Annotated in this window: 25 protein-coding genes and 3 pseudogenes; 15 read left to right on the top strand and 13 right to left on the bottom strand. The window is 41.2% G+C overall.

What is annotated here, in order from left to right:
• Positions 1-54: 54 nt before the first annotated feature.
• Positions 55-306 carry a DUF2573 family protein gene (locus tag RCG23_RS15720; RefSeq protein ID WP_308180075.1) on the bottom strand — a complete coding sequence of 84 codons (252 nt, stop codon included), beginning with the start codon at positions 304-306 and terminating at the stop codon, positions 55-57.
• Positions 307-468: 162 nt separating this feature from the next.
• Between RCG23_RS15720 and RCG23_RS15715 the strand changes: the two are divergent.
• The 3 genes and pseudogenes from RCG23_RS15715 to RCG23_RS15705 all read left to right on the top strand — a co-directional run bounded on the left by RCG23_RS15715 (position 469) and on the right by RCG23_RS15705 (position 4,127).
• Positions 469-1,958, top strand: a pseudogene (locus tag RCG23_RS15715) (spore germination protein).
• A 16-nt stretch (positions 1,959-1,974) separates the two neighbouring features.
• The gene (locus RCG23_RS15710) at positions 1,975-3,063 is read left to right on the top strand and encodes a GerAB/ArcD/ProY family transporter (RefSeq protein WP_308176487.1); all 1,089 of its coding nucleotides are present in this window, start codon (positions 1,975-1,977) and stop codon (positions 3,061-3,063) included.
• Entirely contained in the window at positions 3,060-4,127 is a 1,068-nt protein-coding gene (locus RCG23_RS15705; protein ID WP_308176486.1) for a Ger(x)C family spore germination protein, read from the top strand. The genes RCG23_RS15710 and RCG23_RS15705 overlap by 4 nt, the downstream gene beginning before the upstream one ends.
• 38 nt (positions 4,128-4,165) lie before the next feature.
• Here the strand turns inward: RCG23_RS15705 and RCG23_RS15700 are convergent, their stop codons facing one another.
• The gene (locus RCG23_RS15700; RefSeq protein WP_308176485.1) at positions 4,166-5,335 is read right to left on the bottom strand and encodes an FtsW/RodA/SpoVE family cell cycle protein; all 1,170 of its coding nucleotides are present in this window, start codon (positions 5,333-5,335) and stop codon (positions 4,166-4,168) included.
• Between the two features lie 121 nt (positions 5,336-5,456).
• A complete protein-coding gene (locus RCG23_RS15695) occupies positions 5,457-6,245 on the bottom strand; it encodes a DUF4931 domain-containing protein (protein WP_308176484.1) in 789 nt (262 codons plus the stop codon).
• A 175-nt stretch (positions 6,246-6,420) separates the two neighbouring features.
• On the opposite strand from RCG23_RS15695, the pseudogene RCG23_RS15690 reads away from it, so the two are divergent.
• A pseudogene (locus RCG23_RS15690) lies at positions 6,421-7,201 on the top strand (undecaprenyl-diphosphate phosphatase).
• A gap of 54 nt (positions 7,202-7,255) precedes the next feature.
• Here RCG23_RS15690 and RCG23_RS15685 read toward each other — a convergent pair.
• Positions 7,256-7,921 carry an FMN-dependent NADH-azoreductase gene (locus RCG23_RS15685; protein WP_308176483.1) on the bottom strand — a complete coding sequence of 222 codons (666 nt, stop codon included), beginning with the start codon at positions 7,919-7,921 and terminating at the stop codon, positions 7,256-7,258.
• A gap of 440 nt (positions 7,922-8,361) precedes the next feature.
• Between RCG23_RS15685 and RCG23_RS15680 the strand changes: the two genes are divergently transcribed.
• The gene (locus tag RCG23_RS15680) at positions 8,362-9,339 is read left to right on the top strand and encodes a helix-turn-helix transcriptional regulator (protein WP_308176482.1); all 978 of its coding nucleotides are present in this window, start codon (positions 8,362-8,364) and stop codon (positions 9,337-9,339) included.
• Complete coding sequence (locus tag RCG23_RS15675) at positions 9,329-10,201, top strand: ABC transporter substrate-binding protein (protein WP_308176481.1); 873 nt, start codon at positions 9,329-9,331, stop codon at positions 10,199-10,201. The genes RCG23_RS15680 and RCG23_RS15675 overlap by 11 nt, the downstream gene beginning before the upstream one ends.
• Positions 10,202-10,253: 52 nt before the next feature.
• On the opposite strand, the gene RCG23_RS15670 is transcribed toward RCG23_RS15675, so the two are convergent.
• Positions 10,254-10,553, bottom strand: coding sequence for a hypothetical protein (locus tag RCG23_RS15670; protein ID WP_308176480.1), 300 nt, complete (start codon positions 10,551-10,553; stop codon positions 10,254-10,256).
• Positions 10,554-10,579: 26 nt separating this feature from the next.
• Here RCG23_RS15670 and RCG23_RS15665 point away from each other — a divergent pair, with 26 nt between their 5' ends.
• The 7 genes from RCG23_RS15665 to RCG23_RS15635 all read left to right on the top strand — a co-directional run bounded on the left by RCG23_RS15665 (position 10,580) and on the right by RCG23_RS15635 (position 14,359).
• The gene (locus RCG23_RS15665; protein ID WP_308176479.1) at positions 10,580-10,966 is read left to right on the top strand and encodes an ABC transporter permease; all 387 of its coding nucleotides are present in this window, start codon (positions 10,580-10,582) and stop codon (positions 10,964-10,966) included.
• The gene (locus RCG23_RS15660) at positions 10,963-11,103 is read left to right on the top strand and encodes a hypothetical protein (protein ID WP_308176478.1); all 141 of its coding nucleotides are present in this window, start codon (positions 10,963-10,965) and stop codon (positions 11,101-11,103) included. Before RCG23_RS15665 ends, RCG23_RS15660 begins: the two co-directional genes overlap by 4 nt.
• Positions 11,055-11,714 (top strand): ATP-binding cassette domain-containing protein, encoded by a 660-nt coding sequence (locus RCG23_RS15655; protein WP_308180074.1) that lies wholly within the window; start codon positions 11,055-11,057, stop codon positions 11,712-11,714. Before RCG23_RS15660 ends, RCG23_RS15655 begins: the two co-directional genes overlap by 49 nt.
• 116 nt (positions 11,715-11,830) lie before the next feature.
• A complete protein-coding gene (locus tag RCG23_RS15650; protein ID WP_308176477.1) occupies positions 11,831-12,589 on the top strand; it encodes a (S)-benzoin forming benzil reductase in 759 nt (252 codons plus the stop codon).
• Positions 12,590-13,137: 548 nt separating this feature from the next.
• Entirely contained in the window at positions 13,138-13,326 is a 189-nt protein-coding gene (locus RCG23_RS15645; RefSeq protein WP_308176476.1) for a hypothetical protein, read from the top strand.
• Positions 13,311-13,610 carry an MFS transporter gene (locus tag RCG23_RS15640; RefSeq protein ID WP_308176475.1) on the top strand — a complete coding sequence of 100 codons (300 nt, stop codon included), beginning with the start codon at positions 13,311-13,313 and terminating at the stop codon, positions 13,608-13,610. The genes RCG23_RS15645 and RCG23_RS15640 overlap by 16 nt, the downstream gene beginning before the upstream one ends.
• A complete protein-coding gene (locus RCG23_RS15635) occupies positions 13,595-14,359 on the top strand; it encodes an MFS transporter (RefSeq protein ID WP_374049761.1) in 765 nt (254 codons plus the stop codon). Before RCG23_RS15640 ends, RCG23_RS15635 begins: the two co-directional genes overlap by 16 nt.
• Positions 14,360-14,380: 21 nt before the next feature.
• On the opposite strand, the gene RCG23_RS15630 is transcribed toward RCG23_RS15635, so the two are convergent.
• Positions 14,381-15,751, bottom strand: coding sequence for a HAMP domain-containing sensor histidine kinase (locus RCG23_RS15630; RefSeq protein ID WP_308176474.1), 1,371 nt, complete (start codon positions 15,749-15,751; stop codon positions 14,381-14,383).
• Positions 15,729-16,439 (bottom strand): response regulator transcription factor, encoded by a 711-nt coding sequence (locus RCG23_RS15625; RefSeq protein WP_308176473.1) that lies wholly within the window; start codon positions 16,437-16,439, stop codon positions 15,729-15,731. Before RCG23_RS15625 ends, RCG23_RS15630 begins: the two co-directional genes overlap by 23 nt.
• Before the next feature lie 276 nt (positions 16,440-16,715).
• On the opposite strand from RCG23_RS15625, the gene RCG23_RS15620 reads away from it, so the two are divergent.
• Positions 16,716-18,077, top strand: a complete 1,362-nt coding sequence (locus tag RCG23_RS15620) for a HAMP domain-containing sensor histidine kinase (protein ID WP_308176472.1) — start codon at positions 16,716-16,718, stop codon at positions 18,075-18,077.
• Between the two features lie 67 nt (positions 18,078-18,144).
• Here the strand turns inward: RCG23_RS15620 and RCG23_RS15615 are convergent, their stop codons facing one another.
• From RCG23_RS15615 to RCG23_RS15590, 6 genes are all read right to left on the bottom strand, one after another.
• Positions 18,145-19,569: an amino acid permease gene (locus RCG23_RS15615; protein WP_308176471.1), complete on the bottom strand. Its 1,425-nt coding sequence runs from the start codon at positions 19,567-19,569 to the stop codon at positions 18,145-18,147.
• A 360-nt stretch (positions 19,570-19,929) separates the two neighbouring features.
• Positions 19,930-20,379 (bottom strand): C40 family peptidase, encoded by a 450-nt coding sequence (locus RCG23_RS15610; RefSeq protein WP_308176470.1) that lies wholly within the window; start codon positions 20,377-20,379, stop codon positions 19,930-19,932.
• A gap of 453 nt (positions 20,380-20,832) precedes the next feature.
• Positions 20,833-21,654 (bottom strand): NAD(+) synthase, encoded by an 822-nt coding sequence (nadE, locus tag RCG23_RS15605; protein WP_308176469.1) that lies wholly within the window; start codon positions 21,652-21,654, stop codon positions 20,833-20,835.
• Between the two features lie 492 nt (positions 21,655-22,146).
• A complete protein-coding gene (locus tag RCG23_RS15600) occupies positions 22,147-22,296 on the bottom strand; it encodes a hypothetical protein (protein ID WP_308176468.1) in 150 nt (49 codons plus the stop codon).
• Between the two features lie 129 nt (positions 22,297-22,425).
• Complete coding sequence (locus RCG23_RS15595) at positions 22,426-23,505, bottom strand: polysaccharide deacetylase family protein (protein ID WP_308176467.1); 1,080 nt, start codon at positions 23,503-23,505, stop codon at positions 22,426-22,428.
• A 197-nt stretch (positions 23,506-23,702) separates the two neighbouring features.
• Positions 23,703-24,731 carry a ThiF family adenylyltransferase gene (locus RCG23_RS15590; protein WP_308176466.1) on the bottom strand — a complete coding sequence of 343 codons (1,029 nt, stop codon included), beginning with the start codon at positions 24,729-24,731 and terminating at the stop codon, positions 23,703-23,705.
• Between the two features lie 190 nt (positions 24,732-24,921).
• Here RCG23_RS15590 and RCG23_RS15585 point away from each other — a divergent pair.
• Positions 24,922-26,746: pseudogene (locus RCG23_RS15585) on the top strand (aldehyde ferredoxin oxidoreductase family protein).
• The last annotated feature ends 11 nt before the right edge of the window (positions 26,747-26,757 follow it).

The raw sequence follows: 26,757 nt of genomic DNA, 5'->3' as shown, positions 1-26,757 counted from the left end.
AACCTGAAACAGAGGACCAGGCAATTAGCCTGGTCCTCTGTTTACTTGCATCCATTATTTTTTCTGTAAACTGCGGTGCTTTTCATTCAGCTCTTTAATTTCATTTACAATCTGTTTCATCTCTTCCTTCGCTTCTGGATAGAGCTCATTCCAATGCTTAACAAGAGCTGGCATTGATTTTGCTATATGTGTATATAAAGACCACTTTTTAACTTTTTCTCGCAGTTCAATATCCGTGCTTCCTAAAAGCAGCTCTTCGTACTTTTCAAGTAATGCTTCAAATTGTTCATTAAAATCCTTCATTATTATTCACCTCTCCTATCCACTGAAAAATTTTACATCTATTTTAATGGGTCAACAAGTTTTGTCCATTTTACAGGGAGTTTTACACTTATTCGCAATTATAATTCATATTCCTTCCATAAAAGGTAACAATAAATGTAATGCTGAATACGGCGGTGAAACAACATGAAAAGCTGGTTTTCAAAGAAAAAGGCACCAAGGGAAGCAAAGCTGGAGCTGGAAGAGTATTTAAAGCGTTCAAATGATTTTAAGAAAGTTTATTACATTAATCAAAAAACAAACCGCCGTTTTTGTTTATCATTTATCTCTACGCTCGTTGATGAAAGTATATTACAGGAGAATGCGCTTCCCTATTTACTGGAGAAACCATTTGAGTGCATAGAGGATGTAAAGAAAATTATCGCGCTCGCAGATGTGCAGATTAACAACGATCCTGCTGAAATTGAACAAAAACTGTTTAATGGCTATGTTCTATTAACAATAGAATCAGACAGCCAGAACTTTGCCTTTATTGCGGCACAAAAAGAAGTTGTCAGGGCTATCACACAGCCTGAGGTTGAATTTAGTGTAATCGGCCGAAGGAAGCTTTTGTTGAATCATTGGAGCATAATTTAAATTTGATTCGCAAACGACTTCCGATCAAAGAACTGATTATTGAAGAGGTGACGGTTGGCAGCCTTTCAAAAACGAAAGTGGCGATCCTGCATATTGACGGCATTACAAATGCTGAAAATGTCCAAACCATCACCGAACGAATAAAAAGTACAGAATTCGATGCCATTACGGATAGCTCATACATCGTTCAATTAATTTCTGACAACAAAAATTCGCCGTTTCCACAGCTTCTAGATACAGAAAGGCCAGACAGGGTTACGGCGATTTTGGCAGAAGGGAAGATTGCCGTATTCGTCGACGGCTCCCCACATGCCCTTATAGCTCCGACAACGCTCGTTGAATTCTTCAGTTCGTTTGAGGATTATTTTTTAAACTGGATGCTTTCATCCTTTTTCCGGCTGATCCGGCTTTTTGCCGTAGCATTTTCGATTTTAGTCACACCCATTTACGTAGCGACATTGTCCTACCATTACGAATTGATTCCCAAGGATCTGATGAACACATTGGTAACCTCCCGGCGGGAAATTCCCCTTCCGCCTATACTGGAGGCACTTTTTTTAGAACTGACAATCGAGCTGCTGAGAGAAGCAGGGGCACGGCTCCCTACAAAGGTCGGCCAGACAATCGGTATCGTTGGCGGTATCGTAATCGGAACAGCTTCCGTAGAAGCGGGACTGACCAGCAATGTACTATTGATTATCGTGGCACTTGCTGCACTTGCATCCTTTACGACACCGGTGTATAAAATGGGCAACGCAATCCGTTTACTGCGCTTTCCATTTTTGATATTTGCGGAACTATGGGGTCTGCTTGGTATCGTTTTTTGCTTTTGTCTCCTAATGACTCACTTAATAAGGCTCACTTCTCTAAACAGACCTTTTTTAGAGCCATTATATCCGCCAAGATTTGGAGACTTAAAAGATGCGATCATCAGGCTCCCCTTTAGCAAGCAGTCATTAAGGCCACAGGTTTTAAGAACTCAAAATCCAGTTCGTTATTCACCTTCCGAGAAAAAAGTAAAAAAAGATATTGACGAATAGGAGGCACGGAAGGACTATGGAGACATCAATACCTGAAAAAGCAAAAATATCACCCTTTCTTGTTTTTTTCCTAGTCCATTCTATGCAGGTAGGCATTGGGGTTCTCGGTTTTCAGCGTATCATCGCGATGACTGCAGGATATGACGCCTGGATTTCCGTCATATTTGCCGGTTTAACCGTACATATCCTCATTTGGATGATGTATAAAATTGCCGAAACTGCAAACGGGGACATTGTTTCGGTCCATTCGTTTGTTTTCGGGCAAAAGATAGGCAAATTGCTGTCCCTTCCATTTGTTTTATACTTGTGTTTGATTGGCGTTTCGATATTAAGGGGATTTATTGAAGTCATTCAAGTATGGATGTTTCAGGATTTCAGCACCTTTTGGTTTTCTCTGGCTTTTTTTGGTGCTGTTATTTATATTATCTTTGGCGGTTTTAGAACCGTGACAGGAGTGGCATTCTTTGGTGTCACTTTGCCTGCCTATTTAATTTTAACCTTTTTCTTTACTTTTCCTTATGCAGATTTCAAAAATCTGCTTCCTATTTTTGACCATTCGATAAAAGACCTGGCCTCTGCTTCCTATCATATGTCATTCACTTATTTAGGATATGAAATACTGCTCTATTTTTATCCGTTTATTAAAGATCCTGCAAAGTCCAAGAAATGGGCTCATCTGGGCGTCCTTTATACTACTTTTCTTTATACGATTCTGGCGGTTACAACCTTTGCCTACTTTTCGGAAAGACAGCTGCAAAAAAATGTTTGGGCTACCCTGACAATGTGGAAGATTGTCCAAATGCCCTTTGTAGAAAGGTTTGAATACATCGGGATTGCCAATTGGAATTTAATCATCCTTCCTAATATTTGTATTGTCCTGTGGTGTGCCAGCAGAATTTTAAAAAGAGTAACAAAAATTAAGCAAAAAAATGGATTATTGATACTTTCTCTAATCTGTTTGATCACGATTAATTTTTTTCAGACAAGGACTCAAATCAATACCCTGATTGATTATGTTGGCAAGATTGCTTTTTTCGTTAATTATGGCTACATCCCCTTGCTCTTTTTTGTGATGCTTATCATGAAGAAGGTGAAGAAAAAATGAGGAAAGTTGTCCTCTATCTTTTTATAATATCCACCATTCTTACAGGATGCGTACAAAAGGAAATATTGGATGATGTTAATCTTGAAACCGGCGCTGCCTATGATTACATTGGGGGAAAGAGAATTCGTGGTACCGCACTGGTCCCTGTCTATATGCCGGATAAGGCAGTAAAAAACAAAACCTTTTCGGCCACTTCTTTGTTAAGCCGCGATTTTTTAAGAGATATTCAGCGGCAAACCCCAGACCCCATCGTAACGGGCAGCCTTGAAGTTGTTCTGTTTGGAGAAAAATTGGCGAAAAAAGGACTTCAAGGTTTGATTGATTCTTTACAGAGAGATGCCAGCATTGGATCATCTTTGTACTTCGCCGTCACAAAAGGTGAAGCAAAGGATTTAATAGAAGGCGATTATGGGAACCGAGGGAATGGCATTTATATTTCAAATCTGATCCGCCATAATATGAAAACCAAAGATCTTCCTAAAACAAATCTTCAGCTTTTTTTATTTGATTTTTACCAAACAGGAAAAACCGGATATCTTCCCGAATTGACAAAAATAGGAAAAAATCAGATTGAAATCAGCGGACTCAGCTTCTTCCAACGCGACAAAGTGGTCGACACACTTCCCGCCGGCAGAATGTTTTATTTCAAACTGCTTGTCGATAAATACAGTGAAGGAACGCTTAAAGTAAATATTGGAAAAGAAATTGCGGCGATTCAAAGCATTCATTCCAAAAATTCAATGAAGCTGGTCCGCAGAAATCCTAATGAAGTTCTTGTGAAGATAAAAATTAAAGCGGTACTTAATGAATTCTCTGGTAAGAATACCACATCATCAGAATTGGCCAATATAGAAAAAACGATGCAAAAGGAAATTGAAAAGGAATGCCTTAAGCTTTCAAAGAGATTTCAGAATGAGCGTATTGATCCAGTCGGATATGGCCACTTTGTAAAAAGCCATACGAGGCATTTCGATTATAAAAAATGGTGGAACGAGGATTATCAAAAATTAAAAATTAAAGTCCAGGCTAAGGTTAAGATAACTGAATCGGGAGTAATAGAATAAAAAGGTGATACCATCTTAAAATGGTATCACCTTTTTAGTTAAGCAGTTGTAGAGAACATATATTTTTTATAATGATACCGGATGGAAAATATCAACCCCAAGCACAGCATGTTCCCCATCAGCGAGCTTCCCCCATAGCTAATGAAGGGAAGAGGGATACCGGTAATCGGCAAAAGACCGATGGTCATTCCAATATTCTGGAAGACGTGGAAGGTAATCATGCTGATAACACCCACACAAAGATAGGTATAAAAATCATTTTTCGTTTCCATGCCTACCTTTGTAATATGGTAGATCAGAAGAAAAAATAGGCTTATCAGGATACTCGCACCTATAAATCCAAACTGTTCTCCCACTACACTGAAAATAAAGTCTGTATGGCTTTCAGGTAAATATACGTCACGGTGGCCATAGCCTTTTCCGCCAGTCTCTCCAGAGCCGATAGCAAGCAGTGATCTTGTAAGCTGAAATCCTGTTGTACTTTGATTATTATAAGGATCGATCCAGGAATAAATACGATCCAATTGATAGGTTTTTACGCCTAAATACTTATCTAAAAGATCTGGCTTCCATAATACCAGGTAAAAAATGCTTGAAATTAACACGATTCCTGATGAAAAAATAGGAAGAAGGATTTTCCACGAGATTCCTGATATAAAGATCATTCCAATCAGAATGGCCAGAAAAACAAGAGCCGTTCCCAAGTCCTGCTTGATAATGAGCATGAGAGGCACCATTGTCACTATGCCCATCTTACCTAATAGCCATAAATCGGTTCCATGCGTTTTTACCGGATTTTTTTGATGATGCTCTTCAATTACCTTGGCAATCGCCAAAATAATAAATACTTTAACGAATTCTGATGGCTGCAGCGAGCCCATCCCAGGAACTTTAAACCAGTTTTTCGCTCCATTTATGACAGGGGCAATGCTTGGAGGAGCAATAATTAATAAAACTAACAAGAACAAACCAAAACCATATGCATACCATGTCAGTTTTTTAAGCTGATCAGAATCGAGAGTGATTACCCCCGCTATAATTCCGCCTCCCACAGCGTACCAGACAATTTGTTTTAGGAGGAAGTTTTCTTTATACTGACCTGTTGATTGTGCGCTATAAATCGAGATGCAGCTGGCTAAAAACAACAGGAACACGATAAAAACAAGATTATAATCAAGTTTGGAAGTTGTATTTTTATTGGAAGTCATGTTCAATATCTCCTTTATTTAAGAACAGAAAAAAGGAACCTGTACAATATCCCATTATATTTTTAATATGAGCAAATCACAACTTCTAAAACAGAATGGATTTTTTTACAATTTTTCATATTTAGCCGGAAACTTCATCCTCAAGAAGGTTTTGAAAATAAATACTTCTTATTTGTTCGCCCATCCATTCGAGATTATTCGGAATCTGAGGGATACTGTATCCGATATAAATAGGTGTGGTTACGAACCGCGGAATAATTTTCGCATAAATACTCCTGTTAATATGATGGAAAAAGATGTTATAGCTCTCACATTTAAAAGGAAAATGATTCAATAAATAGTGGACGGCAGTTTGCAGATAAACTCCAAACTCTTCCGAATAATGAGAGTCAGTCATTTGAACATTCAACTCATAAAAGCCAATTTTCGGCTGGGTAGATAACGTAAACGAGGCTCCGCCTTCTTCTTTCAGTATGATCCCTTGGAAGCTTTCTTCACTAGTATTCTCTTTACAGTCAATGTCATTCAGACCGACAATTTGCATATGCGGGTGCGCAATCGTACCTCCGGATAACGGGCCATGGTTTTTAAAAAAAATGACGGATTTGAATCGACCGCTCTCCTCCATCTCCAGCCAATGCTTAAGCCCGAATCTTAAAAGTCTATGTAAATACGCAGGCTTATACCTTGAGATTTCCCCGTTGCAGTCATCAGTTTCAATTAAAACCGTCTGAAATGCATTTTCCAGGACAGGGTACTTATTTTTCAACAGGATAATCGAGCCCTCTTCTGCCAGGATGTCTGTCAGATTCTCTTTGTCACAAAATGGGCATGCCTGCTGCTTATTTCGGATATTTTCAGGTTTTTTCACTCCGATGGATGTATTGAAATACAAATAGCGGTTATTCAAATTCTGTCTCCTCCCCAAACCAATCTTCTTTTATTTTATGGTTTTTTTCAAAAAATTACGATTATCTTGCATCATTTTTCATTTTTTGCCGTTATAACAAATAGAATATGGAGACAGGCACCTTCCAAAGGAAACTTCTGGATGGATAATTTTTATTAAGTGAGGTTTTTTAATGCTGACAAAATTGGAAGCTCTCATTCTGGGTATAATCCAGGGATTGACCGAATTCTTGCCGATTAGCAGTACAGGCCAGTCTGTATTTGGGCAGAAATTTGTTTAACCTGCAGGAAGCGGGCTTGATGCTCGATACCATGCTTCACCTTGGAACGCTTGTGGCCGTATTTATTTTTTACCGGGAAGAATTTATGAAAATACTGAAAAAGCCATTCAGTAAACTAACCTTCCTGCTCATAATCGGCACGATTCCTGCTGTAGTGATAGGCCTGGGTTTCAAGGATTATTTTGAAGAAATATCGAAAACCGGCGTGACAATTGGGTGGGAATTCCTAATAACAGGGGTGTTCTTATGGCTTGCCGATTCGATTAAAAACGGCCATAAGAAGATGGAGGATATAAGCTATCAAGATGCGTTTATTATCGGGACGTTCCAGGCAGCAGCTATTTTCCCCGCCATTTCACGTTCCGGAATGACAATTGTCGCCGCTCTGTGGAGAAAGCTCGACCGTGAAACAGCAGCATATTTCTCCTTCTTATTATCCACGCCAGCCATTGCTGGTGCCGTCGTCCTCCAGTCCTTCGACCTGCTCGAAGGAAAAGGTGAGGAAATCTCGTTATCGGCCTTAATGGTCGGAATCGTCGCATCTGGTATTTTTGGCTATATTGCCGTCAAATGGATGATTAGCTATTTAAAAAATCATTCCTTAAAACCATTTGCTTTCTATGTATGGGCGCTTGGTTTAGTAGTACTTTATTTTCAGTTTACAGGTAAATTCTAATTAGCTAAAAAACGAGGCCTGCTAAAGTAGACAGGACTCGTTTTTTTATTACTTTTATTGCACTTCCATTTTGGCTCTTGCCATTTCCCTCGCTGCTGCAGCGGCTTTTCCCTTGGCAGCGGCCACAATTTCCGCCGCTTGCTTAGGGAAGTGGTCCATCCCTTCTGCCACAACGGTATCCATCATTTCAAGCCCAAGAAAGCCAAGTGCTTTTCTTAAAAAACGATCTCCAAATTCAAAATCGACCATCGGCCCGGTTGAATAAATCCCCCCGCGTGTTTGGATATGGATTGCCTTTCGGTTCGTCAGAAGCCCTTCAGGACCATGCTCCTTGTTCACAAAAGTTTTGTTGACAATAAACAGGTTATCTAGAAAGGCCTTCAAAATAGAAGGAGAACCCAGGTTCCATAAAGGCGTTACGAAAACGTAATAGTCAGCATCGATAAAACGGTCCGCAAGTGCATGCATTTTCTTTAGCTTTGTCTGCTCCTCCACTGTAAGCTGTTCAAAGGTATAGCCCATGAATGACAGCTTTGCCCTGCCGTATAATAAATCCATATCGATTTCAGGAATTTCCATTTCATACAAATGCATTTTCTCAATTTCTATATCAGGCTGTTCTTTTTTGAATTCCTCCAGAAAAGCCTCGCCAATTTGCATTCCCTTGGATAACTTCACATCACTTTTTGGATTTGCTGTAATATAGAGCAGCTTTGCCATACAGTATCCCTTCCCTTGCACGCGATTTTTCTTCTACCATAATAGTACATAAAAAAGGAATGTTTACCGTTGAACAATCAGTGACGTTTTTGAACAATATGTGAAAATCCCTTTATAAGCGCCCCATGGTATCATGTTACCGAAACATTTTCCCACTATTTAAAGAAAACTCGGCGATTGCCGAGCCTTAAAGCGAGAGCAGATCCGTAGTTGCACTTATCACGCTCGTGGATGCCACGTCCTGTGGCACTCGCCTGACTAGGACATCCTGTCCGTCGTGCGTTCAGAATTTATGGAATAATTCTGATAAGCCAAAAAACGGTCTTGTTCAAGTGTTGAATTTACATTATATTTAAACAAAATGGCACAGAAATGAATAAAACCTAACAAAACTTAATAATAAGTAACGTTTCTCACAGAAAACAATCCTGCTCTATCATTTGAATTGTAAATTAAAAGGAATCCGCCATATGGAGAACAAAGCATATACTCCAGACGAGGTTGCCCAGATTTTCCAAATATCTAAGCATACAGTGTATGAATTGATAAAGAGAGGAGAATTACAGGCATTTAAGATCGGAAATAAGATGAGAATTGAACAGCTTGAAATTGAGAGATTCAAAGAAAACATGAAAGCGCCTTCTAGAAAAACTGTAGGTGAACAGCCATCCGAAGCTGCTTTTACTGCAGAACCTATACGCCTTGCCGGGAGCCATGATTTCCTCGTTGAGCACTTTATAAAACAGGTATCCGCATCACTTCCGCTGCAAATCCTTCCTACATACATAGGCAGCCTCGAAGGATTGATGATGCTGTACAGAGGGCAAAGTGAGATCGCCGCCATCCACCTTTTGGACCCGTCGTCACAGGAGTACAATCTCCCGTTTATTAAACAGCTTTTTGTCTATGAAAAAATAACTGTTTTAAGATTTGCATCCCGGGAACAGGGCTTCATTGTTGCCAAAGGCAATCCTAAGGAAATCCGGGAGTTTGAAGATCTTACCCGAAAGGATGTCCAATTTGTTAATCGCCAAAAGGGATCAGGTACACGGTTCCTACTCGATTCCAAGCTGATGAATCTGCAAATCAGCCCTGAAGCCATTAAAGGATATGAAACGGAGGAATGGAATCATCTCTCCACCGCTTCGTACATAAGCAAAGGAAGTGCCGATGCTGCTTTCGGAATTCGCTCAGCAGCCAGCCATTTAGACTTGGATTTTATTCCGGTAGCAAATGAACAATTTGACCTTGTTTTCCGCTGGTCGGATGAAAACAAAAGCAGTCTGCTTCAGCTATTGAGTTACCTGCAATCGGCTGATTTTAAAAATAGCCTTACTGAACTGGAGGGCTATGATATTAAAGAGCTAGGAAAAATAATCTATCAGAACAGCGATATGGGGGATAAAAATGAAGAATAAATACTGTTATGCAGCATTTCTATTGGCATTTATGCTAATGATGTTATCGGCTTGCGGAACTTCAGGCAGTGATAAAGCAGCAGCAAAACCGAAAAAAGAAAGCCATAAAAAATCGGCACCGACTGAAATGATTCTCGCTACTACTACAAGCACCCAGGACAGCGGCTTGCTGGATGTTTTGATCCCAATGTTTGAAAAAGAAAACAATGTGAAGGTAAAGACGATTGCCGTTGGTACTGGACAAGCCCTTGAAATGGGCACAAAGGGAGAGGCAGACGCATTGCTCGTCCATGCTCCCGAGGCAGAACAAGCAGTTGTTGACAGCGGAGATGCCATCAACCGAAAGCGCGTTATGTACAATGATTTTATCTTAGTCGGCCCTTCCGAAAACCCTGCCAGAGTATCAGGCGAAGACATTAAAGCCGCGTTTAAGAAAGTAAATGATTCAAAGGCAATTTTCATTTCCCGCGGAGATGATTCCGGCACCAACAAGATGGAACTATCACTCTGGAAATCGATTAACATTACACCGGGTGGAGCTTCCTATGTGTCTACAGGACAAGGTATGGGGCCAACACTGCAAATAGCTGCCGAGAAAAAAGGCTATGTCCTCACAGACCGCGCTACTTATCTTGCCCAGAAAAAGAACCTCGGCGATATGAAGATTGTCGTCGAAGGCGGCGATGACTTAATGAACATCTATCATGTCATGCAGGTAAATCCTGAAAAGCACAAGCAGGTGAACAGCAAGGACGCGAAGAAGTTTGTCGACTTTATGGTCAATGCTAAGACTCAGGACGTGATAGAAAACTTTGGCAAAAAAGAATACGGACAATCCTTATTCTTTAAGTATACTGAATAATACAGGTATATAGATTAATAGGCCGCTTCCGTTCATCTGCGGCGCGGCGTTATCACTTCGGAGGACTTATGGAACTCATTATCGATGGACTTAGGCAAGCGCTAAATATGATATTTTCTTCCGACCAGGAAGTTATCAGCATTACGTTGCTCACATTAAAGGTATCCTTTACCTCCATTCTTATCAGTACGCTGATCGGCCTGCCGCTTGGCATGATTCTTGGTCTATCCCGGTTTACGGGAAGAAAAATTCTATTAGTCTTCATTAATATTGGCATGGGGCTGCCTCCTGTTGTAGCAGGACTATGGATCACACTATTTTTATGGCGTTCCGCCGCTCGGACCATTTTCACTTCTGTACACTCCAACAGCGATTATCATGGCACAGGTTCTGGTCTCCCTTCCAATTGTCATCGGCCTCACAAGCTCAGCTTTTCAGCAAATCAACGAAAAACTTCTGCTTCAATTAAAGGCCTTGGGAGCAACAAAGGGCCAGATGCTCTTCATCCTTTTAAAAGAAACGAGAATTGCTATTTTGGCTGCGGTGATTGTCGGATTTGGCAGGGTGATTGCGGAGGTGGGTGCGGCGATGATGGTAGGCGGAAATATTCAGGGAGACACGAGGATACTAACTACATCTATTGTTATGGAAGTTTCCAAAGGCAATTTTGATATCGCGCTCGCCCTTTCTTTTATCCTGATGTCGGCCGCTTTTCTAATTACCGGTGCTTTGACTTTTTTACAGCAAAGGAAGCGAACTGGATGAACCCACTGATACAGTTAAGAGATGTACTATACAAGGTTGGAAATAAAACGATCCTGGATATACCGGAGTTCGATCTTCACTCGGGTGAATTTTTAGGAATAATGGGCCAAACGGAGCGGGTAAAAGTTCACTGCTGAAACTTTTATCCTTTCTTGAAGATCACTCAAGCGGGCAAATCCTTTACCGCGGAGAAAAGGTGGAAGCGGACAGTATCTCCCTTCAAACTCGCAGAAAATTCTCTGTCGCAATGCAGCAATCGCTATTATTGGATACCTCTGTTTTTCAAAATATCGCCCTTGGATTGAAGCTGAGAAATAATCCGAAAAAGGAAGTAAAGGAAAAAACGGAAATGTGGATGGAGCGATTCCAGATTACTCATCTCTCAAAAAAAAATGCCCAGCTCTTATCTGGAGGAGAAGCTCAAAGGGTTAATCTCGCCCGCGCCATGATCGTCGAGCCGGAAATCCTTTTCCTTGATGAGCCATTTTCCGCTCTCGATTTTCCGACGAAAATAAAATTAATGGAAGACTTTAAGCAAATTACAGTCCAGACGGGTACGACTTCTGTGTTTGTCAGCCACGACCTTTCCGAAATCCAGTATTTGACCACAAGATTAGCCGTAATGATGGAAGGGGAAATTAAACAGGAAGGTGTTACCCGGAAAGTTCTCGAACGGCCGAACCTCTCCACCTCTTCTTTTCTAAATGAATGGAAAAAATTTTACTATATTAGTGGAGACAATTTTTGAAACCAGAAAATATATTTTGTTTTTCAGTGCGAAGAGTAAAAATTGCTTCAAAGATTCCCAAATTGATAAAATGATAGCAGCAATCATTTTACATAACGAGCATGGAGGAAAAGGGCATGAAATATGCGATTATAACAGGAGCGTCCAGAGGACTGGGCGAAGCAGTTGCCAAAAGAATGCTGGAGGAAGGCATTTCGGTCATATCGGTTTCACGTACCGAAAATGAGAGTCTTAGCGAGCTTGCAAAAGAGAAAAACGTTCCTTATAAGCACCTTTCCTGTAACCTGTCTTTGGATAAAGAAATACAGGAGGTTTTTTCAGACATCGCCTTTTCTCTTTTTCAAAAAAACCCTGAAAAGATCTATATAATCAACAACGCAGGGATGGTCGAGCCGATTGAAACTGCGGGAAATCTGGACCAAATTCCTGTCTTAAGGAACATTCAGGTTAATTTAATTGCACCGATTTTAATTGCCAATATATTTTTCAAAAAAGCACAGAATTCCGATACAACCATCCTGGCCGTTAATGTGACATCTGGTGCCGGGGAGCGTCCGATTGAAAGCTGGAGCGTTTACTGCAGCTCTAAAGCGGGATTGAACATGTTCACACGGACGGCTGCATTAGAGCAGGAAAGCTTAGGTACCGGCAACCAAATCATTGCCTTTAACCCAGGAGTCATGGACACTGGCATGCAGGAAACCATCCGTTCAGCTCCAAAAGCGTCGTTCAAAGACCTGGAACGCTTTCAGGAATACAAGGAAAAGGGCTTGTTAAGAGACGCCGCTGTTGTCGGCAATGCCCTGGCAGACGTGATTCTAGGCGATAGCGTCATAAACGGACAGATTTATAATATCAATGAATTGTTAAAATAATAGATTCAATAAAATCGCCCTGAATAAACGGGCGATTTTTTTATTAGAGTATCTGTAACTACTTAGGTAGTCGGTATGAAATAAGAAGGTTTGTCCTTTCTCAGTAACCAGAGTAAACGGAGTAACAAGAGTAACCAGGGAAATTAAAATAAGCGGAGGTTTTCCGGTTACATGCAGAATGGAGTTCATTTCGGGGGAAATAAGCGGAGGTTTTCCGGTTATGCAAAGAAAAGTACCCCATTTTCACAGTTTTTAAGTAAATAAGCGGAATTTCTCCGTCTATTTAACCTGTTTTCAATCCAATTTAATGATTAGGCGGAAATTTTCCGTCTATTTATCAGGCCTGATGTTTAACCTAATCTCCCAACAAATAAGAACGGATCCTTATGGTCCTAGTTGCAAAATTAACATCTTCTTTAAAGGCTCAAACCATCTTTTGGTGTGGGCTCTTTTTTCTGGTACCTAAGTAGTTACGATTATCTTATTTATGTTAAAATATGGATAGTTCATATCACTCAAAAAATAGATAAATAAAGAGAGGTGCTGTAATGAAAGCCTGGAAAAATTCTTTTCTTCTTATATCTGGCATAGGGATCTCCAATCTGGGGAATTGGATTTACCTGATCGCCATAAACCTGCTTGTTTTAAAACTTACCGGATCTGCCGCTGCTGTTGCTGGCATCTACATAATCAGGCCTCTTGCCATGCTATTTACTAACACATGGCAGGGAGCTTAATTGACCGGGTGAATAAGCGGACGCTAATGATCACGGTTGACTGTATAAGAGGTGCTTTAGTGGCAGTCATCCCTTTCATATCCTCCGTTTGGATTGTCTACCTCCTTATGTTTCTCATCAATGTAGCGGGCGCCTTCTTTGGTCCTGCATCCAACACGTATATTACTAAATTAGTCCCCACAGAAAAAAGAAAAGGATTCAACTCTATGTTCAGCTTTGCAACATCTGGAGCCTTTTTAATAGCCCCAGCATTTCAGGAATCCTTATCATGTACACGAGCTTAAACGTAAGTATATTCATCAATGCAATCTCTTTTTTCCTTTGTGCCATTGCAACCTATTTTCTTCCTGATGTGGATGAAACACTGGGTAAAAGAAAAGAAATTATCAGAGTTCGAACCATACTCAATGACTGGGGTATTGTCATTAACTTCGGGAAAACCGCCGGTTATTTTATGCTTATTTATTGTCTTTTTCAGGTGGCGACATTATTAGGCTTTGCCCTCGATTCCCAGGAAGCCACCTTTATTAAACAGGTAATTCAATTATCAGATAGGGATTATGGCTTGCTTGTCAGCATTACAGGGGCAGGGTATTTAGCAGGTTCCATGGCAGCAACCTTGCTTTCGAATGTATTTTCATTAAAAATGTATATCGGGATGGGAATGCTGCTTACTGGAATAGGTTATATTGTTTTTTATTCATCGGAAAATTTCTTAATCGGCGCAATCGGATTTATCATTTTTGGTTTCTTTTCATCCTTTGCTAATTCAGGCTATGCAACCTTCTTTCAAAATAATGTCCCTGTAGACCTCATGGGGAGATTTAGCAGTACAACCAATTTATTTCAAGGAATGGTCCAAATTCTCCTTACCCTGCTATTAGGATTTTGGGCAGAATTATTTTCATTGCAGAGGGTTTGCCTGCTATTTGCGGCTGCCTCGGCTGTTACTTCCGTTATTTTACTATCGGCCATCTATCTGCCTTCAAAGACTTTTCATTATGAGACTGAAACGGATACAAAGTCGGTGTAGAGCTTGGGATCCCGCCCTGCCTTACTCCTCTTTCGGGAACCAGAGGGTGACCGTTGTCCCTTTCTTCAGCTTGCTTTTCACCTGGATTTTTCCTTTGTGCGCGTCCATCAATGCCTTCACGATGGACAGGCCAATGCCGATTCCGCCTGTTTTTCGATCACGAGACTTATCGCCGCGGTAAAAGCGCTCGAAAATATGCGGTATATCTTCATCGTCCATGCCGGCACCCTCATCCTTTATTTGAAATCCGACATAATCTTCCTCATCCGTCCGTACCGATAGACATACAGTTTTCCCTTCAGTCGTGTACTTCAAAGCGTTATTGAGGATATTCGATAAAATTTGGATCAGCCTGTCCTTATCCGCCCTGAACCACCCTTCCTGGTCCGGCTCCTCAAAATGCAGCCTGATTCCCCTCTGGTTAAAAATCGGCAGGAACATCTCCCATACATCAGCCAGGATAGAGCCTGCCTCCATTTCTGTTTTTTCCAGCTTAATTTGCGGGTTTTCAGCTGCCAGCAGCTTTTCCAGCTCATTCACGAGACGCACTAGGCGCATGAGTTCGTCATGGCTCTGCTTCAAACGCTGGGGTGTCGGCTCCCATATTCCGTCCTGGAAGGCTTCAATTTGGCTTCTTAATGTCGCCAGCGGGGTACGAAGCTCATGTGCCAGGTCCCCCGTAAATTGCTTCCTCAGCATTTCCTCCTTTGAAAGCGACTCAGCCAGATTATTAAAGGAAATAGCCAGCTGTTTTACTTCATCCGGGAGACCCTTTAAAGGAATGCGGATGCCTAAATTATGCAGCTGAAGCTCATGTGCGGCATAGGAAAGCCTTTTCAATCCTGAGGTCAATTTCTTTGAAAATACCATACTGAATAATACGGCTAAAATAATCGTCAGGCAGACGGCCACATAAATATAGAGCTGTATGGTTTGCAAAAAGGTATATTCATCATCGATCAGGCCTTCCGGATAGATGGCGACAAGCTTGCCAATCCTTGTTTGGTCGACGTTAAGCCGATAGGTTTTAGTATGCCATTCATCCTTATTTTGCACAGGCTCTGTCAGGCCGAGGCCATTCATCATGCCGCGGATGCTGGAGGAATCCATCTGCAGCTGGCCGAACCTGTCATACAGCTGAAAATAAATCTGGTCTGTCAGTGCGAACTCATGCAGCCCAATAATCGGATCGCTTGTAAAGCGTCCATTTTTTTCAAAATCCTTTTCGATGGCGACAATGACCCTGTCAATCTTCTTCTCTCTATTCCTATCTAAATAGCTTTTAAAGCTTTCTTCAAAGCCCCACTGGATAAAAAAACTGACAAATAGTATCCCTATCATCGAGACGAGCAGAAAGTAAAACAGGATTTTAGCCCGCAGTGTTTGCAGCATCCCGTAACCCTCCAAACTTATAGCCCATTCCAAAAACAGTCAGGATAAATACCGGCTGCCTCGGATCCCATTCAATTTTTTTGCGTAGATTTTTAATATGGGTATCGATACTCCGTTCATATCCGTCATAAAATATGCCTTCATCCTGGATTTTTTCAAGCAGATCCAGCCGGCTGTACACCCTGCCCGGATTCAAGGCCATATTTGTTAGCAGCTTATATTCATTCGGTGTAAGGCTGATTAGCTCCCTGCTAGCCGCCACTTCTTTTTTTATTAAATCTATAATGAGCCTTCCTTTGTTAAAAGCAAGAGATTCACTTTTATCGGCTTTCTTTACACGCCTTAGAATCGCCTGTACCCGGACAACTACTTCCCGCGGGCTAAAGGGCTTTGAAACATAATCATCCGCTCCCATGACGATCCCATTGATCCGGTCATCTTCAGATGATTTTGCTGTCAACATTAAAATGGGCACATCTGACCCCTTCCTGACCAGCCGGCATACCTCTTCACCTGAAATATCGGGCAGCATCAGATCCAGAATGATTAAATCTGGACTCAGGGATTTTGCCTTTTTCAAAGCGTCAATGCCATTGTCAGCAGAATGGATTTCATACCCTTCCCTTTCGAGATAGGCCTCGAGGACTTCTATTATTCTCTTTTCATCATCGACGATTAAAATCTTCATTGTGCCTCACACTCCCTCTTCCTCCCCATCATATCACTTTGAATTTCAACTTAATTCAACTTCACAAATTCCCCACAACTTCTTCATAACATCTTCAATTTTTCCCGATAAGATGTAATTGTGATTAGGAATTAACGTTTATTTGAAAAACCTCCCTTATCTATACATAGGATGCCCCGGACATGGAGGCATCCTATTTTTTTTGAAAAATTGCTACAAATTCAGGATCGGACGCAATGCAAAGTATTGTATCCTGATAAAAGGGAGGTCGTTGAAATGAACAAAATATCTTTTAAAATCGGACTGTTTTTCTTCCTTTCTGTTTTAATACTGGAAGCCATCTCGATGTTCTTTTTGCACGATAATATCATCCATTCACGGGTCCATGATGAACTGTCGGCCCTTCAGACACGCGGAAATAATCACCGCGAGATACTCGAGGCCTCCTACCATGATGAGACGATCAGGCATATTGCATTAATGGAATCGAGGACGGACACGCAGGTGATCCTGACCAACCTTAACGGAACCATTAATATGTCCTCTAACACCGTTACACCAGAAATGAAACGGATCATTAAGTCCACCCCTAAGGATATCCCTCATGAAGGAATGATTTTAGAGGATGACTGGAAAAATGAACCTTACATTGCCTCGGTCAGCCCTGTAAAAATGAAGGGTACCGATTATGGGTATGTTTATATGTTTCAGAACACACAGAAGATAAAAGAATTGATTTCCGGCTTGAACCGCCACTTCCTGCTCGCAGGAATTCTGTCGTTAATTTTCATGTTTATTATGATTGTTTTCCTGACAAGGTTTGTGACACACCCGCTGATAAAAATGAGCGAGGCAACGAAAAGAATGAGCAAAGGAGATTTTTCTGTTTCCCTCCCGAAACTGGGCAAGGATGAAATGGGGGTACTGGGAGAATCGATCGCAATTTTAGCACGCGATTTAGAAGTATTGAAGAATGAAAGAAATGAATTTCTGGCAAGTATATCACATGAATTGCGGACTCCTCTTACCTATATAAAAGGGTATGCTGATATTGCCCGCCGGCCGGAAACGAAACAGGCTGACCGCGAACAATACCTCGGAATCATCCATGAAGAATCCGACAAGATGACAAAGCTGGTTAAAGAATTATTCAATTTAGCCAAAATGGACGAAAACATTTTTTCGATTGAAAAAGATATGGTAGATTTACAGCCATTTTTGTTGTCCATTTATGAAAAAATGATTCCCGCTTTCCGGGAGAATGATATGGAACTGAATTTTGAATGCCCAACTCAGCTTCAGGCGCTTATTGACCCGACTAGATTTGAACAGGTCATTGTCAACCTGCTCGACAACGCCCGTAAATATTCCGAACCATATACAAAAGTGACACTGGAGGCAGGCGAAAAGTCAGGACAGATCATCATTACTGTTCGGGATCAGGGGAGGGGCATTCCTGCTGAGGACCTCCCTAGAATATTCGAACGCTTTTACCGCGTTGATAAGTCCCGCGCACGATCCCTTGGCGGCTCAGGCTTGGGTTTATCCATCGTCAAACAATTGGTCGAAGCCCACGGCGGAACGATTACAGTTGAGAGCGAGCCTGATATGGGGACGGTTTTTCAGATTATGTTGTGAGAGGGGATCCTTATTAGCAAAAAAAACCTGCCAGGATCAATGATCCAAGGCAGGTTTTTACGTTTAGTTATGCAGATACTGGTTCTTTTTGTTTGGTCTCTTTACGCTTTTTCAGCATTGGTCCATAGAAGAGGATACCGCTCGCTAACAAGACCATTCCGAAAGTAAACGTTTTGATATCGGCTGTACCGGCAACGATGACCCAAACGGAGTAAATTGTTGATAGAACACCAATGATTCCGTCTACAATGCGGTTTCGATCACCTTTGTATGTTTCACCTGTAATAACCAATTTCACCTGGTAAACTGATGAAATGAAATATGGTACAAGGTAAGAAAGGGTTGCGATTGTGATAACGAAGTCAAACGCCTGAGAAATTGAATTTGAAACAGTTGAGAAAATGAAAAGCTGGCCTAAAACGTTGGTTACGATTAAAGAGAATTTCGGAAGTCCCTTTTCGTTTTCTTTTAAGAAAGCAGGAAGGAATAATCCTTGCTTGGCAGCCTGGAAAGGTACCTCTGCACTAAGCATAACCCAGCCAATTGTGGAACCAAATAAACTGATTAAACCGATTCCAGCTAACAGTTTTCCTCCGATAGGGCCAAGAACAGTTTGAATAGCGTCAATTAATGGCTTGTCAGAGTGGATAAGTGTATCCTGGTTTAACATACCCATCACAAGTGTACTGATACCAACATAAATAACAAGTGCAATCATCAATCCAAGGATTGTCGCGCGTTTTACATCTATCTGTTTACGGGCACGTGAGGCAAATACAACAGCTGATTCTACCCCTATGAATGCCCAAAGCGTGGAAACTGCCGCACCGTTCACCTGTGACATCAAGCCAAGCACGTGTCCAGCTTCATCCTTTCTGGTTGCAAGCATCGGCAGCATATTGCTTTTTTCAAAAGCAAATAAACCGATAATGATGAAGATGAAAAATCCAACAACTTTAGCTGCAGTCGCTGCAAAGTTTAATTTTCCTGCACCTTCCATACCACGAAGGATGATAAAGTGAGTTCCCCATAGAAGAAACGTACACACGATAAATGTAAGTCCGTTCCCAACCTTTAAAGTGAAACTTCCTATCGTAAACCATTTAGCGTTGCTTGTTAAAATCGGGAAAAACGTTGATAAATAACCTGCAAATGTCGTGATAATAGCCACATTTCCTGCAAGGTTACCGATCCAGTAGCCCCAAGAAGACATAAATCCTGATAATATTGATGCCTGTGAACCTGGTTTAAAAAGTTCTTTCGCATAAATCTGTGGTCCCCCGTTTAACTTTGGCTTGCGAATCGCTAGGTTTCCGAAGACAAGTGCCGTCATTAAGACACCTACTCCAGTAAATAGCCATGCCATCAGCACGCCTGCTGGGCTTGCTGCTTCAGATAATGAACGAGGAAGCATAAAGATTCCTGATCCAACCATATTTCCTACGACTAATGCCGTCAATATCCATAAACCTAATTTATTTGACTTTCCCATATAGTCTTTCTCCTCCTAAAAACACTTTCTCTCTCTACCAAAATAAAGCATTTTAAATCCTGTAAATAGAATAATCCCATACAGGTATAAAGTCAATGGAAAAATTTATCGTGATAAAGTGGTAGAGTGTTAAAATAATAATGTTCGAAATTTAGTCAAAAAAGACTCCCTTTTGCAGCAGAAGGAGCCTTGTCATTTGTAAAAATCAATTTTCAATTAGAGCAAGAAGTGTTAAAGCTCTCCAAGCTATTCGCAAAAATTCATTTACTATTTTTTACTTTTTGAGGTTTACCCTTTCAATCCAGTGGGTAAAGAAGGAATAATGAACCCCTAAAAAACAAAAAACCTCCCGTGGGGAGGTTAAATTCTCTTTGAACCATAAAATACTTTGCTCCAATATGGATTGCTTAAAGTATCAATTCTTACACCTTTTGATGCTGCATGGATAAATTTATTGTAGCCAAGGTAAATCCCTACATGGCTTGCTCCTGCTTTATATGTAGCAAAGAATACCAAGTCACCTTTTTGAAGGTTTCTTTTTGAAACGAATCTGCCTGTTCTGAACAATTGAGATGAAGTACGCGGAACTATTTTTCCTACTTTTTTGAAGGAATAACCTACTAAACCTGAGCAATCAAATCCGCGTGGTGTGATTCCGCCCCACTTATATGGTACCCCAATATGTTTTTTTGCCACATTTGAAGCGCTTGCACCGATCGAAGCAGCTTCTGCATTTTTAACACCCGCACCGGCAAATCCACTGATGAAAAGAGTCGTAGCTACAATAGCTGTCATAAGTATTTTTCTCATGTTGTCCCCCAATTTCATTTTTTGCGATTTGTCTCTCTCTTAATCTAGTAATAGTATCGCATACAAAACGGGGTAATTAATTTACAGCTTTATTTAAACTATATTACAGTAGTGTTACAAAACATGAGCTTTTTTGACTATATATGACACAGTTTATTATATAAATTATTAAATAATTCTGAAGTTACTCACACAAAAATCCCTCTAATCCTAGTAGTACCAATGTACTGGAAAATCATGGACTACGTCCCTGGTATTCTCCTTGCTTACTAACTTCTGCTTTTAGTATAGGTAAAAAGAACTAAAAAATGTGTCTGTTTTTCGAATTGTTAAAAAAATAACCGTTTACATTGACTTACTTTTATCATTTTAGGTATTCGACTTCCGTCCTATACAAGGCTGCTATCGTACAAGATAGAAAGAAGAGGCAGGAACCTCCCTGCCTCTTCTTAATTATTTCCACCAGTCGTCAAACATGGTTGCAGGCAAATTCCGCTTATGTTCAGTAACCAGATAGCGCTGCTCGATTTTAGAAGCTACTTCTTCTGAAACTGTTTTTCCTTCAAGAAAATCATCCAATTCATCATAGGAAATACCCAGTTCTGTTTCGTCAGCCTGGCCAGGCTTTTTATCAAGTAAATCAGCCGTTGGCACTTTTAGATACAGGCGCTCTTCTGCACCTAGCTCCTTTAACAATGCTCTGCCCTGTCGCTTTGACAATCCGCTCAAAGGAAGTACGTCGGCTCCTCCGTCTCCATATTTCGTAAAAAAGCCTGTAACAGCTTCAGCAGCATGGTCTGTACCGATAATAAGCAGTCCTTCCATTCCGCCGACCGCATATTGGGCAATCATTCTCATCCTTGCTTTCACATTCCCTTTTTGGAAATCACTCAATGGCAGCTGTTCGGACATCCGGTCGAACTCCGTTTGAACATCATCAACAGCTTCCTTAATATTAAAAATATATTCCCGATCCGCTTTAATAAAGTCCATGGCCCGCTTGGCATCATCCTCGTCCTGCTGGACACCATAAGGAAGACGGACGGCAATAAACAGTGCTTCCCTGCCTTCATTCCTCAGTTCTTCAACTGCAAGCTGTGTAAGCCTGCCCGCAAGCGTAGAATCTTGTCCGCCGCTAATGCCGAGAACAAATCCTTTCGCTTTCGAAGACGTCAGATAACTTTTTAAAAAATCAATCCGCTTTCTAACCTCTTCTTTAGGATTGATATCAGGATTTACGTTTAAATCCTTCATGATCTTCTGCTGTATATTCATTTCTTCACTCCTCTTTTTAGAACATAGAAATGTGTATGTATTTCTTTCATCTAAATTATATTTCCCCGAAATTTCTTTCGGAAACAGTTTGGGGATTATAATTAAGAAATATTTTAGCATTAATTGCCTTCCAAGTCCTAAAGAAAACTCGGCGATTGCCGAGCCTTAAAGTGAGAGCAGAGCCGTAGTTGCCCTCTAACCGTGATATGAAATTATACACTTGCGAAAGTTTCTTATTAGCTAATATAAAAAAAATTGTCGACAAAGGCAGCGAGATAGCTCTAGCTGCCTTTGATTTTTAGAAAAAATTCATTTGGAAGGTGTGATTTGCGCTCCAGGTGCTTGCTTTCCGGGAGGCTCACCGCCCGCCCCGCGGAAAGCGTCCACCCGCAGCGCAAATCGACGAGTCTTTTACTTTTACTTAATTACATTTTAAAAAAAGACTGCAGGTAACTCGAATGAGTTTGTCTACAGTCTGAAACCCCTGGAATGTCAGGGGTTTCTTGCATCCTTACTTCTTTTTCTCTTTCGCCAGGAAAGGGATTGAAGCTGGCCCATCAGTTTATTTCGGGAATCCTTATTCCGAAGTAAAAATGCAGTTCCGAGAGCAACGGTTGTCATCATCATTTTCTTTCTATCCATTTCCTTACCTCCTAGAGTTTTAAAGATGCCTTCTTATAAAAAGTTCCCTTTTTCCGCAAAATCAAACGTTACATACGGTAACTTCTGCTGAAAAAACAAGCACCTCATCATAACGAGGTGCCATACACTTTATTTTCCCTTAAATTGAACTGGTTTCATGGCGCTGTTCAATGGTTTCATTTCATAGTTTTGACTGGATAAGTAGTCTAATAGTTTTGGAAGGTATAGTAGCGTTTCCTTCCGCTCATGCAATATGATGACTATTGGGCCCTTTTCATTTGATTTTTTGGCAAGCTGGGCTATGACACTATCCACATATCTCTGATCTTTGTAATACCAATCCATGCTATCGATATTCCAATCCCACATTCTATACCCTTTTTCGAGGACTGCCTGTTTATACTCAGGAGTCATTCCAGGATAGCTGCCATAGGGAGTCCTTATTAAATTCGTATCAATCCCGGCAATTTTGTTCAGCGTAATTCGGTCCTCATCCATTTCGCCTACCACGGATTGAGCAGAGGCATAAAACTTCTTTTTATCATGGCTCACACCATGCAGCCCTACACTTTGGCCATCGCTTACCATCAGTTTTACCGCATTGGGATACTTTTTCATATTACCCTCAAGCATAAAAAAGGTTGCTTTGGCGCCATAGTGATCCAACAACGATATAATATCGCCTGAAAACTTTTCAGGACCATCATCAAATGTTAAATAAACCGTTCTTTTAGGATTCTTACTGCTAGCAGGTGCAGGTGGTTTGTGTGCTGTTTGATTTTCTTTTTTTGCCGGCTCCGCAGCTGGTTTCGTTTCTTGCTTTTTCACTGGTTCGGCAGGCGTTTCTGTTTTTTTCTCATGCTGTGCAGCTGTTTTTTTTGCTTCTTCTGCCGCCTTTTTTGCTTTTTCTTCAGCTTTTTTTGCTTCCTCTGCTTTTTTCGCTGCTTCAGCTTCATCAAAGCTCCATTTAAATACCATTCTTCGGTACTCAGCCATCAGTTTTCTTTCCTGATTTATATCATCCGTAAACCCAATTGATGGTTTTATGGGGCTCAAATTACTTTCTTGGTCAGACTGTTTGTCTGGCAATCCCTTTTCAGTCGCCCTTGCATTAAAATGATTTACTACAAGCATTCCCGCCAGAAAAATAACTATGAGAAAAAAGATGAGAATCGTCTTTCTAAACACGTTATGATTAAAACTTGCCATTGTCCATTCCCTCTTTGATGTAAAATTTTTTTGTCATAGTTATAGACGAATTTGAAAACAACGATGTTACGAATATATCAAATATATTACAAATATATTAAAACATATGCATGTTTAATAGATGAATCCATCCAATCTCCCAATTTATCAATTGGAAAAAATTAGCATCAATCAATTCTTAAGGCACTAAAGTCCTCTTAACTTCCTATATATCTTGCATAATACGATTTTGCAGTAGCAATATCGTTTGTTCCATGGATAAGCGCCCGTCCCGTTTTAAAAAATACTATGGTAATTTGGTCATCTGGAAAAAAGCGCAGCAGGAAGGAATTGTACTCCACTCTTCCATTAGACTTCAGGCGTTCTGCCGTCTTTTCAAAATCGAGCTCAAGTCCTTTTCTCGGGCTGATTTGGACCGTATTCCGGCCGCATAATGATGTAAACGATGTCTGCTGGCTCGAAGACCTGTCCAGAAACTCAAAGTCCCGTTTTACACAGCATTGGCAGCCAGCATTTCTTCCCTGTGAAATATCCATCTGCAAATAGGAATAATCCCAAATATCCAGCTGCTCCAAGTTGGGATTTGGTTCTGCGCCAACTAATATTTTTAAGGCTTCAACAGCTTCAAACGAGCCGATAATATCTGTAATCGGCGATATAACCCCTATCGTATCACATGTTTCCCCGCGCCCAGCGGGCGCCTCTGGAAAAAGGCAGCGATAGCAGGGTGTTTTACCCGGAATGATAACCGCAAACATCCCTCTCGAACTGACTGCTCCCCCGTAAATCCACGGAATGGAGTATTTCACGGCCACATCATTGATTAAATAACGGGTGGCAAAATTATCTGTTCCATCGATGATGATATTCACATCGCGCAGTAAGTCCTCGGCGTTATCCAGGTTTAAATCCGCTATGACAGCATTTATTTCAATGGAAGAATTGATTTCCCGCAGCCTTCTGTCCGCTGCTATCACTTTTGGCAGATGGCTATTTGCATCCTGTTCAGTATAAAGTGACTGGCGCTGTAAATTAGAAAGTTCAACAAGATCGCGGTCAATGATTCGTACAAAACCAACACCGGCACGGACCAAGTGGTTCGCAATAACGGTTCCAAGGGCTCCCATACCAACAATTGCCGCACGGCTTTTCAGTAATTTTTTCTGTCCATCTTCTCCTATCGGCTTAAAAAGTATCTGGCGCGAATAACGTTCCAGTTCCTTCATTTTCATCCCTCTTCCTAAAAGTCGCTTCTTCCAAAACTAAAACTTTTAATCTATAATAAAAATTTTACTAAAATTCGAATAAATATAAAATATAAAAAGGAATTTATTAGTGAAATAGCTAATAATTAATAGATGTATAAAATTTTTTTTGCAATACAAACATGAGAAAAGAAAGAGGTGTTCTGGACAGATGAATCTTGGCGGTTTTAAGAACAAAGAAATTTTAGTAGACCTATCAGCCGGCACTGTCGATTACAGAGAGTTAAACGAAGAGAATGCCCGAAAATACATCGGGGCCGCGGGCTTGGGGTAAAGTATGTCCTTGATAATGGTCCTGAGGTTGAGCCGTTTTCAGAGGAAAATATTATCTGTATCATGACTGGCCCGGTAACTGGATCCCGGTCTTCCATGAGCGGACGTCTTTGTGTCGTTACAAAATCACCGCTGACAGGAACTGTGACTGACTCACACATCGGCGGATGGACAGCTGCAAGGCTGAAATGGGCTGGTATTGATAACATCATTTTTTCCGGAAAAAGTGACAAGCCTGTTTATCTTTACATTGAAGATGGCAAAGCGGAAATTCGCGATGCATCCGCTATTTGGGGTACAAGCACAAGAGAAGCAATTAAAGTATTGCAGGATAAGTACGGCCAGGATGATTTAAGTGTTCTCACCATTGGCCAGGCTGGCGAAAACACAGTGCGCTTTGCTTCATTTATCAATGAGCATGACCGCGCTGCAGGCCGTGGCGGTACAGCAGCGGTTGCCGGCTTCAAAAAACTAAAAGCCATCGTAATCAAAGCGTCGCAAAAGGGCAATATGCCAGAGCCTGCTCTGAAAGAAGAATATAAAGAAGCAAACAAAAAAGCGGTAAAGGCCATTCTTGAAGGCGGATTAACTGCTCCAAACAAAGGCGGATTATCCGTATATGGCACGAACGTTTTAACCAACCTGATCAATGAAGTGGGAGCGCTTCCAACAAAGAACTCCCAGTTAACACATTGGGAGGAAGCTGAGAAGCACAGCGGGGAGTATGTGAACCAACATTTGCTTGTAAGGAATAATACCTGCCATGCCTGCCCTGTTGGCTGTAAAATCGAAGTTGAAGTAAAAGACGGAAAATATAAGACAAGAGTGGAAAGCATTGAGTTTGAATCCGCATGGTCCCTAGGATCAAACTGCCTATTAAGCGATGCAGAAGCGATTTCTTATATGATTGACCGCTGTAATGAATACGGTCTTGATACAATTGAGCTTGGCCATGCTTTCTCGGTCACAATGGAAGCCTATGAAAAGGCCTGATTGATGAAAAGCTCATTTGGGGCGATGCCGATAATATGATCGATTTGACAAGAAAAATTGCTTTCCGCGAAGGCTTTGGCGGTATTCTTGCTGAAGGTCCTGCGCGTGCAACTGCCCTTTGGGGAGCACCTGAGCTTTCGATGTCTGTTAAAGGCCAATCCATCCCAGCCTATGACCCACGTGGAATCCAGGGTATCGGGCTTGGTTATGCGACGAGCAACCGCGGTGCATGCCACCTGCGCGGATATACAGTTGCCAGTGAAATTGCCGGTATTCCAGAACCGACAGATCGCCTGAAGCCCGAAGGAAAAGGCGAATTGTTACGGGTATTCCAGGATATGCTTGCCTTCTCTGATTCTATGAACATCTGCAAATTCTCTTCTTTCTCTGAAAATGCAGAGCACTATGCAGAGCAGTACAGCACAATGACAGGCATCCCAATGACAGCCGACGACGTTATGAAAGCTGGAGAGCGTATTTACAACCTTGAGCGCTATTATAACAACCTGGCAGGATTCGATAAGCGTGAGGATGACTTCCTTCCTAAACGCTTCACAGAGGAGCCGGCAACAGGAAACAGCGCGGGAGCTGTCAGTCGTATGGATATCATGCTTGAAGAATATTATCAGGTTCGCGGCTGGAAAGATGGTATTGTTCCAGAAGATAAGCTTCGTGAATTGGGAATCATCAATCCAGGCCAACTCGTATAATTGAATAAAGA

The organism is Neobacillus sp. PS3-34, from assembly GCF_030915465.1.
Lineage (GTDB): Bacteria > Bacillota > Bacilli > Bacillales > Cytobacillaceae > Neobacillus_A.
The sequence above is the reverse complement of the archived record's forward strand: the minus strand, read 5'-3'. Positions and strand labels throughout refer to the sequence as shown.

What these genes read in the sequence shown, in the direction of transcription:
- RCG23_RS15710 (WP_308176487.1), top strand. Translation starts at nt 1,975, where the DNA reads ATGGAGACATCAATACCTGAAAAAGCAAAAATATCACCCTTTCTTGTT.
- RCG23_RS15705 (WP_308176486.1), top strand. Translation starts at nt 3,060, where the DNA reads ATGAGGAAAGTTGTCCTCTATCTTTTTATAATATCCACCATTCTTACA.
- RCG23_RS15700 (WP_308176485.1), bottom strand. Translation starts at nt 5,335, where the DNA reads ATGACTTCCAATAAAAATACAACTTCCAAACTTGATTATAATCTTGTT.
- RCG23_RS15685 (WP_308176483.1), bottom strand. Translation starts at nt 7,921, where the DNA reads ATGGCAAAGCTGCTCTATATTACAGCAAATCCAAAAAGTGATGTGAAG.
- RCG23_RS15675 (WP_308176481.1), top strand. Translation starts at nt 9,329, where the DNA reads ATGAAGAATAAATACTGTTATGCAGCATTTCTATTGGCATTTATGCTA.
- RCG23_RS15665 (WP_308176479.1), top strand. Translation starts at nt 10,580, where the DNA reads ATGGCACAGGTTCTGGTCTCCCTTCCAATTGTCATCGGCCTCACAAGC.
- RCG23_RS15660 (WP_308176478.1), top strand. Translation starts at nt 10,963, where the DNA reads ATGAACCCACTGATACAGTTAAGAGATGTACTATACAAGGTTGGAAAT.
- RCG23_RS15650 (WP_308176477.1), top strand. Translation starts at nt 11,831, where the DNA reads ATGAAATATGCGATTATAACAGGAGCGTCCAGAGGACTGGGCGAAGCA.
- RCG23_RS15645 (WP_308176476.1), top strand. Translation starts at nt 13,138, where the DNA reads ATGAAAGCCTGGAAAAATTCTTTTCTTCTTATATCTGGCATAGGGATC.
- RCG23_RS15640 (WP_308176475.1), top strand. Translation starts at nt 13,311, where the DNA reads ATGGCAGGGAGCTTAATTGACCGGGTGAATAAGCGGACGCTAATGATC.
- RCG23_RS15635 (WP_374049761.1), top strand. Translation starts at nt 13,595, where the DNA reads ATGTACACGAGCTTAAACGTAAGTATATTCATCAATGCAATCTCTTTT.
- RCG23_RS15630 (WP_308176474.1), bottom strand. Translation starts at nt 15,751, where the DNA reads ATGCTGCAAACACTGCGGGCTAAAATCCTGTTTTACTTTCTGCTCGTC.
- RCG23_RS15625 (WP_308176473.1), bottom strand. Translation starts at nt 16,439, where the DNA reads ATGAAGATTTTAATCGTCGATGATGAAAAGAGAATAATAGAAGTCCTC.
- RCG23_RS15620 (WP_308176472.1), top strand. Translation starts at nt 16,716, where the DNA reads ATGAACAAAATATCTTTTAAAATCGGACTGTTTTTCTTCCTTTCTGTT.
- RCG23_RS15615 (WP_308176471.1), bottom strand. Translation starts at nt 19,569, where the DNA reads ATGGGAAAGTCAAATAAATTAGGTTTATGGATATTGACGGCATTAGTC.
- RCG23_RS15610 (WP_308176470.1), bottom strand. Translation starts at nt 20,379, where the DNA reads ATGAGAAAAATACTTATGACAGCTATTGTAGCTACGACTCTTTTCATC.
- nadE (WP_308176469.1), bottom strand. Translation starts at nt 21,654, where the DNA reads ATGAATATACAGCAGAAGATCATGAAGGATTTAAACGTAAATCCTGAT.
- RCG23_RS15600 (WP_308176468.1), bottom strand. Translation starts at nt 22,296, where the DNA reads ATGGATAGAAAGAAAATGATGATGACAACCGTTGCTCTCGGAACTGCA.
- RCG23_RS15595 (WP_308176467.1), bottom strand. Translation starts at nt 23,505, where the DNA reads ATGGCAAGTTTTAATCATAACGTGTTTAGAAAGACGATTCTCATCTTT.
- RCG23_RS15590 (WP_308176466.1), bottom strand. Translation starts at nt 24,731, where the DNA reads ATGAAGGAACTGGAACGTTATTCGCGCCAGATACTTTTTAAGCCGATA.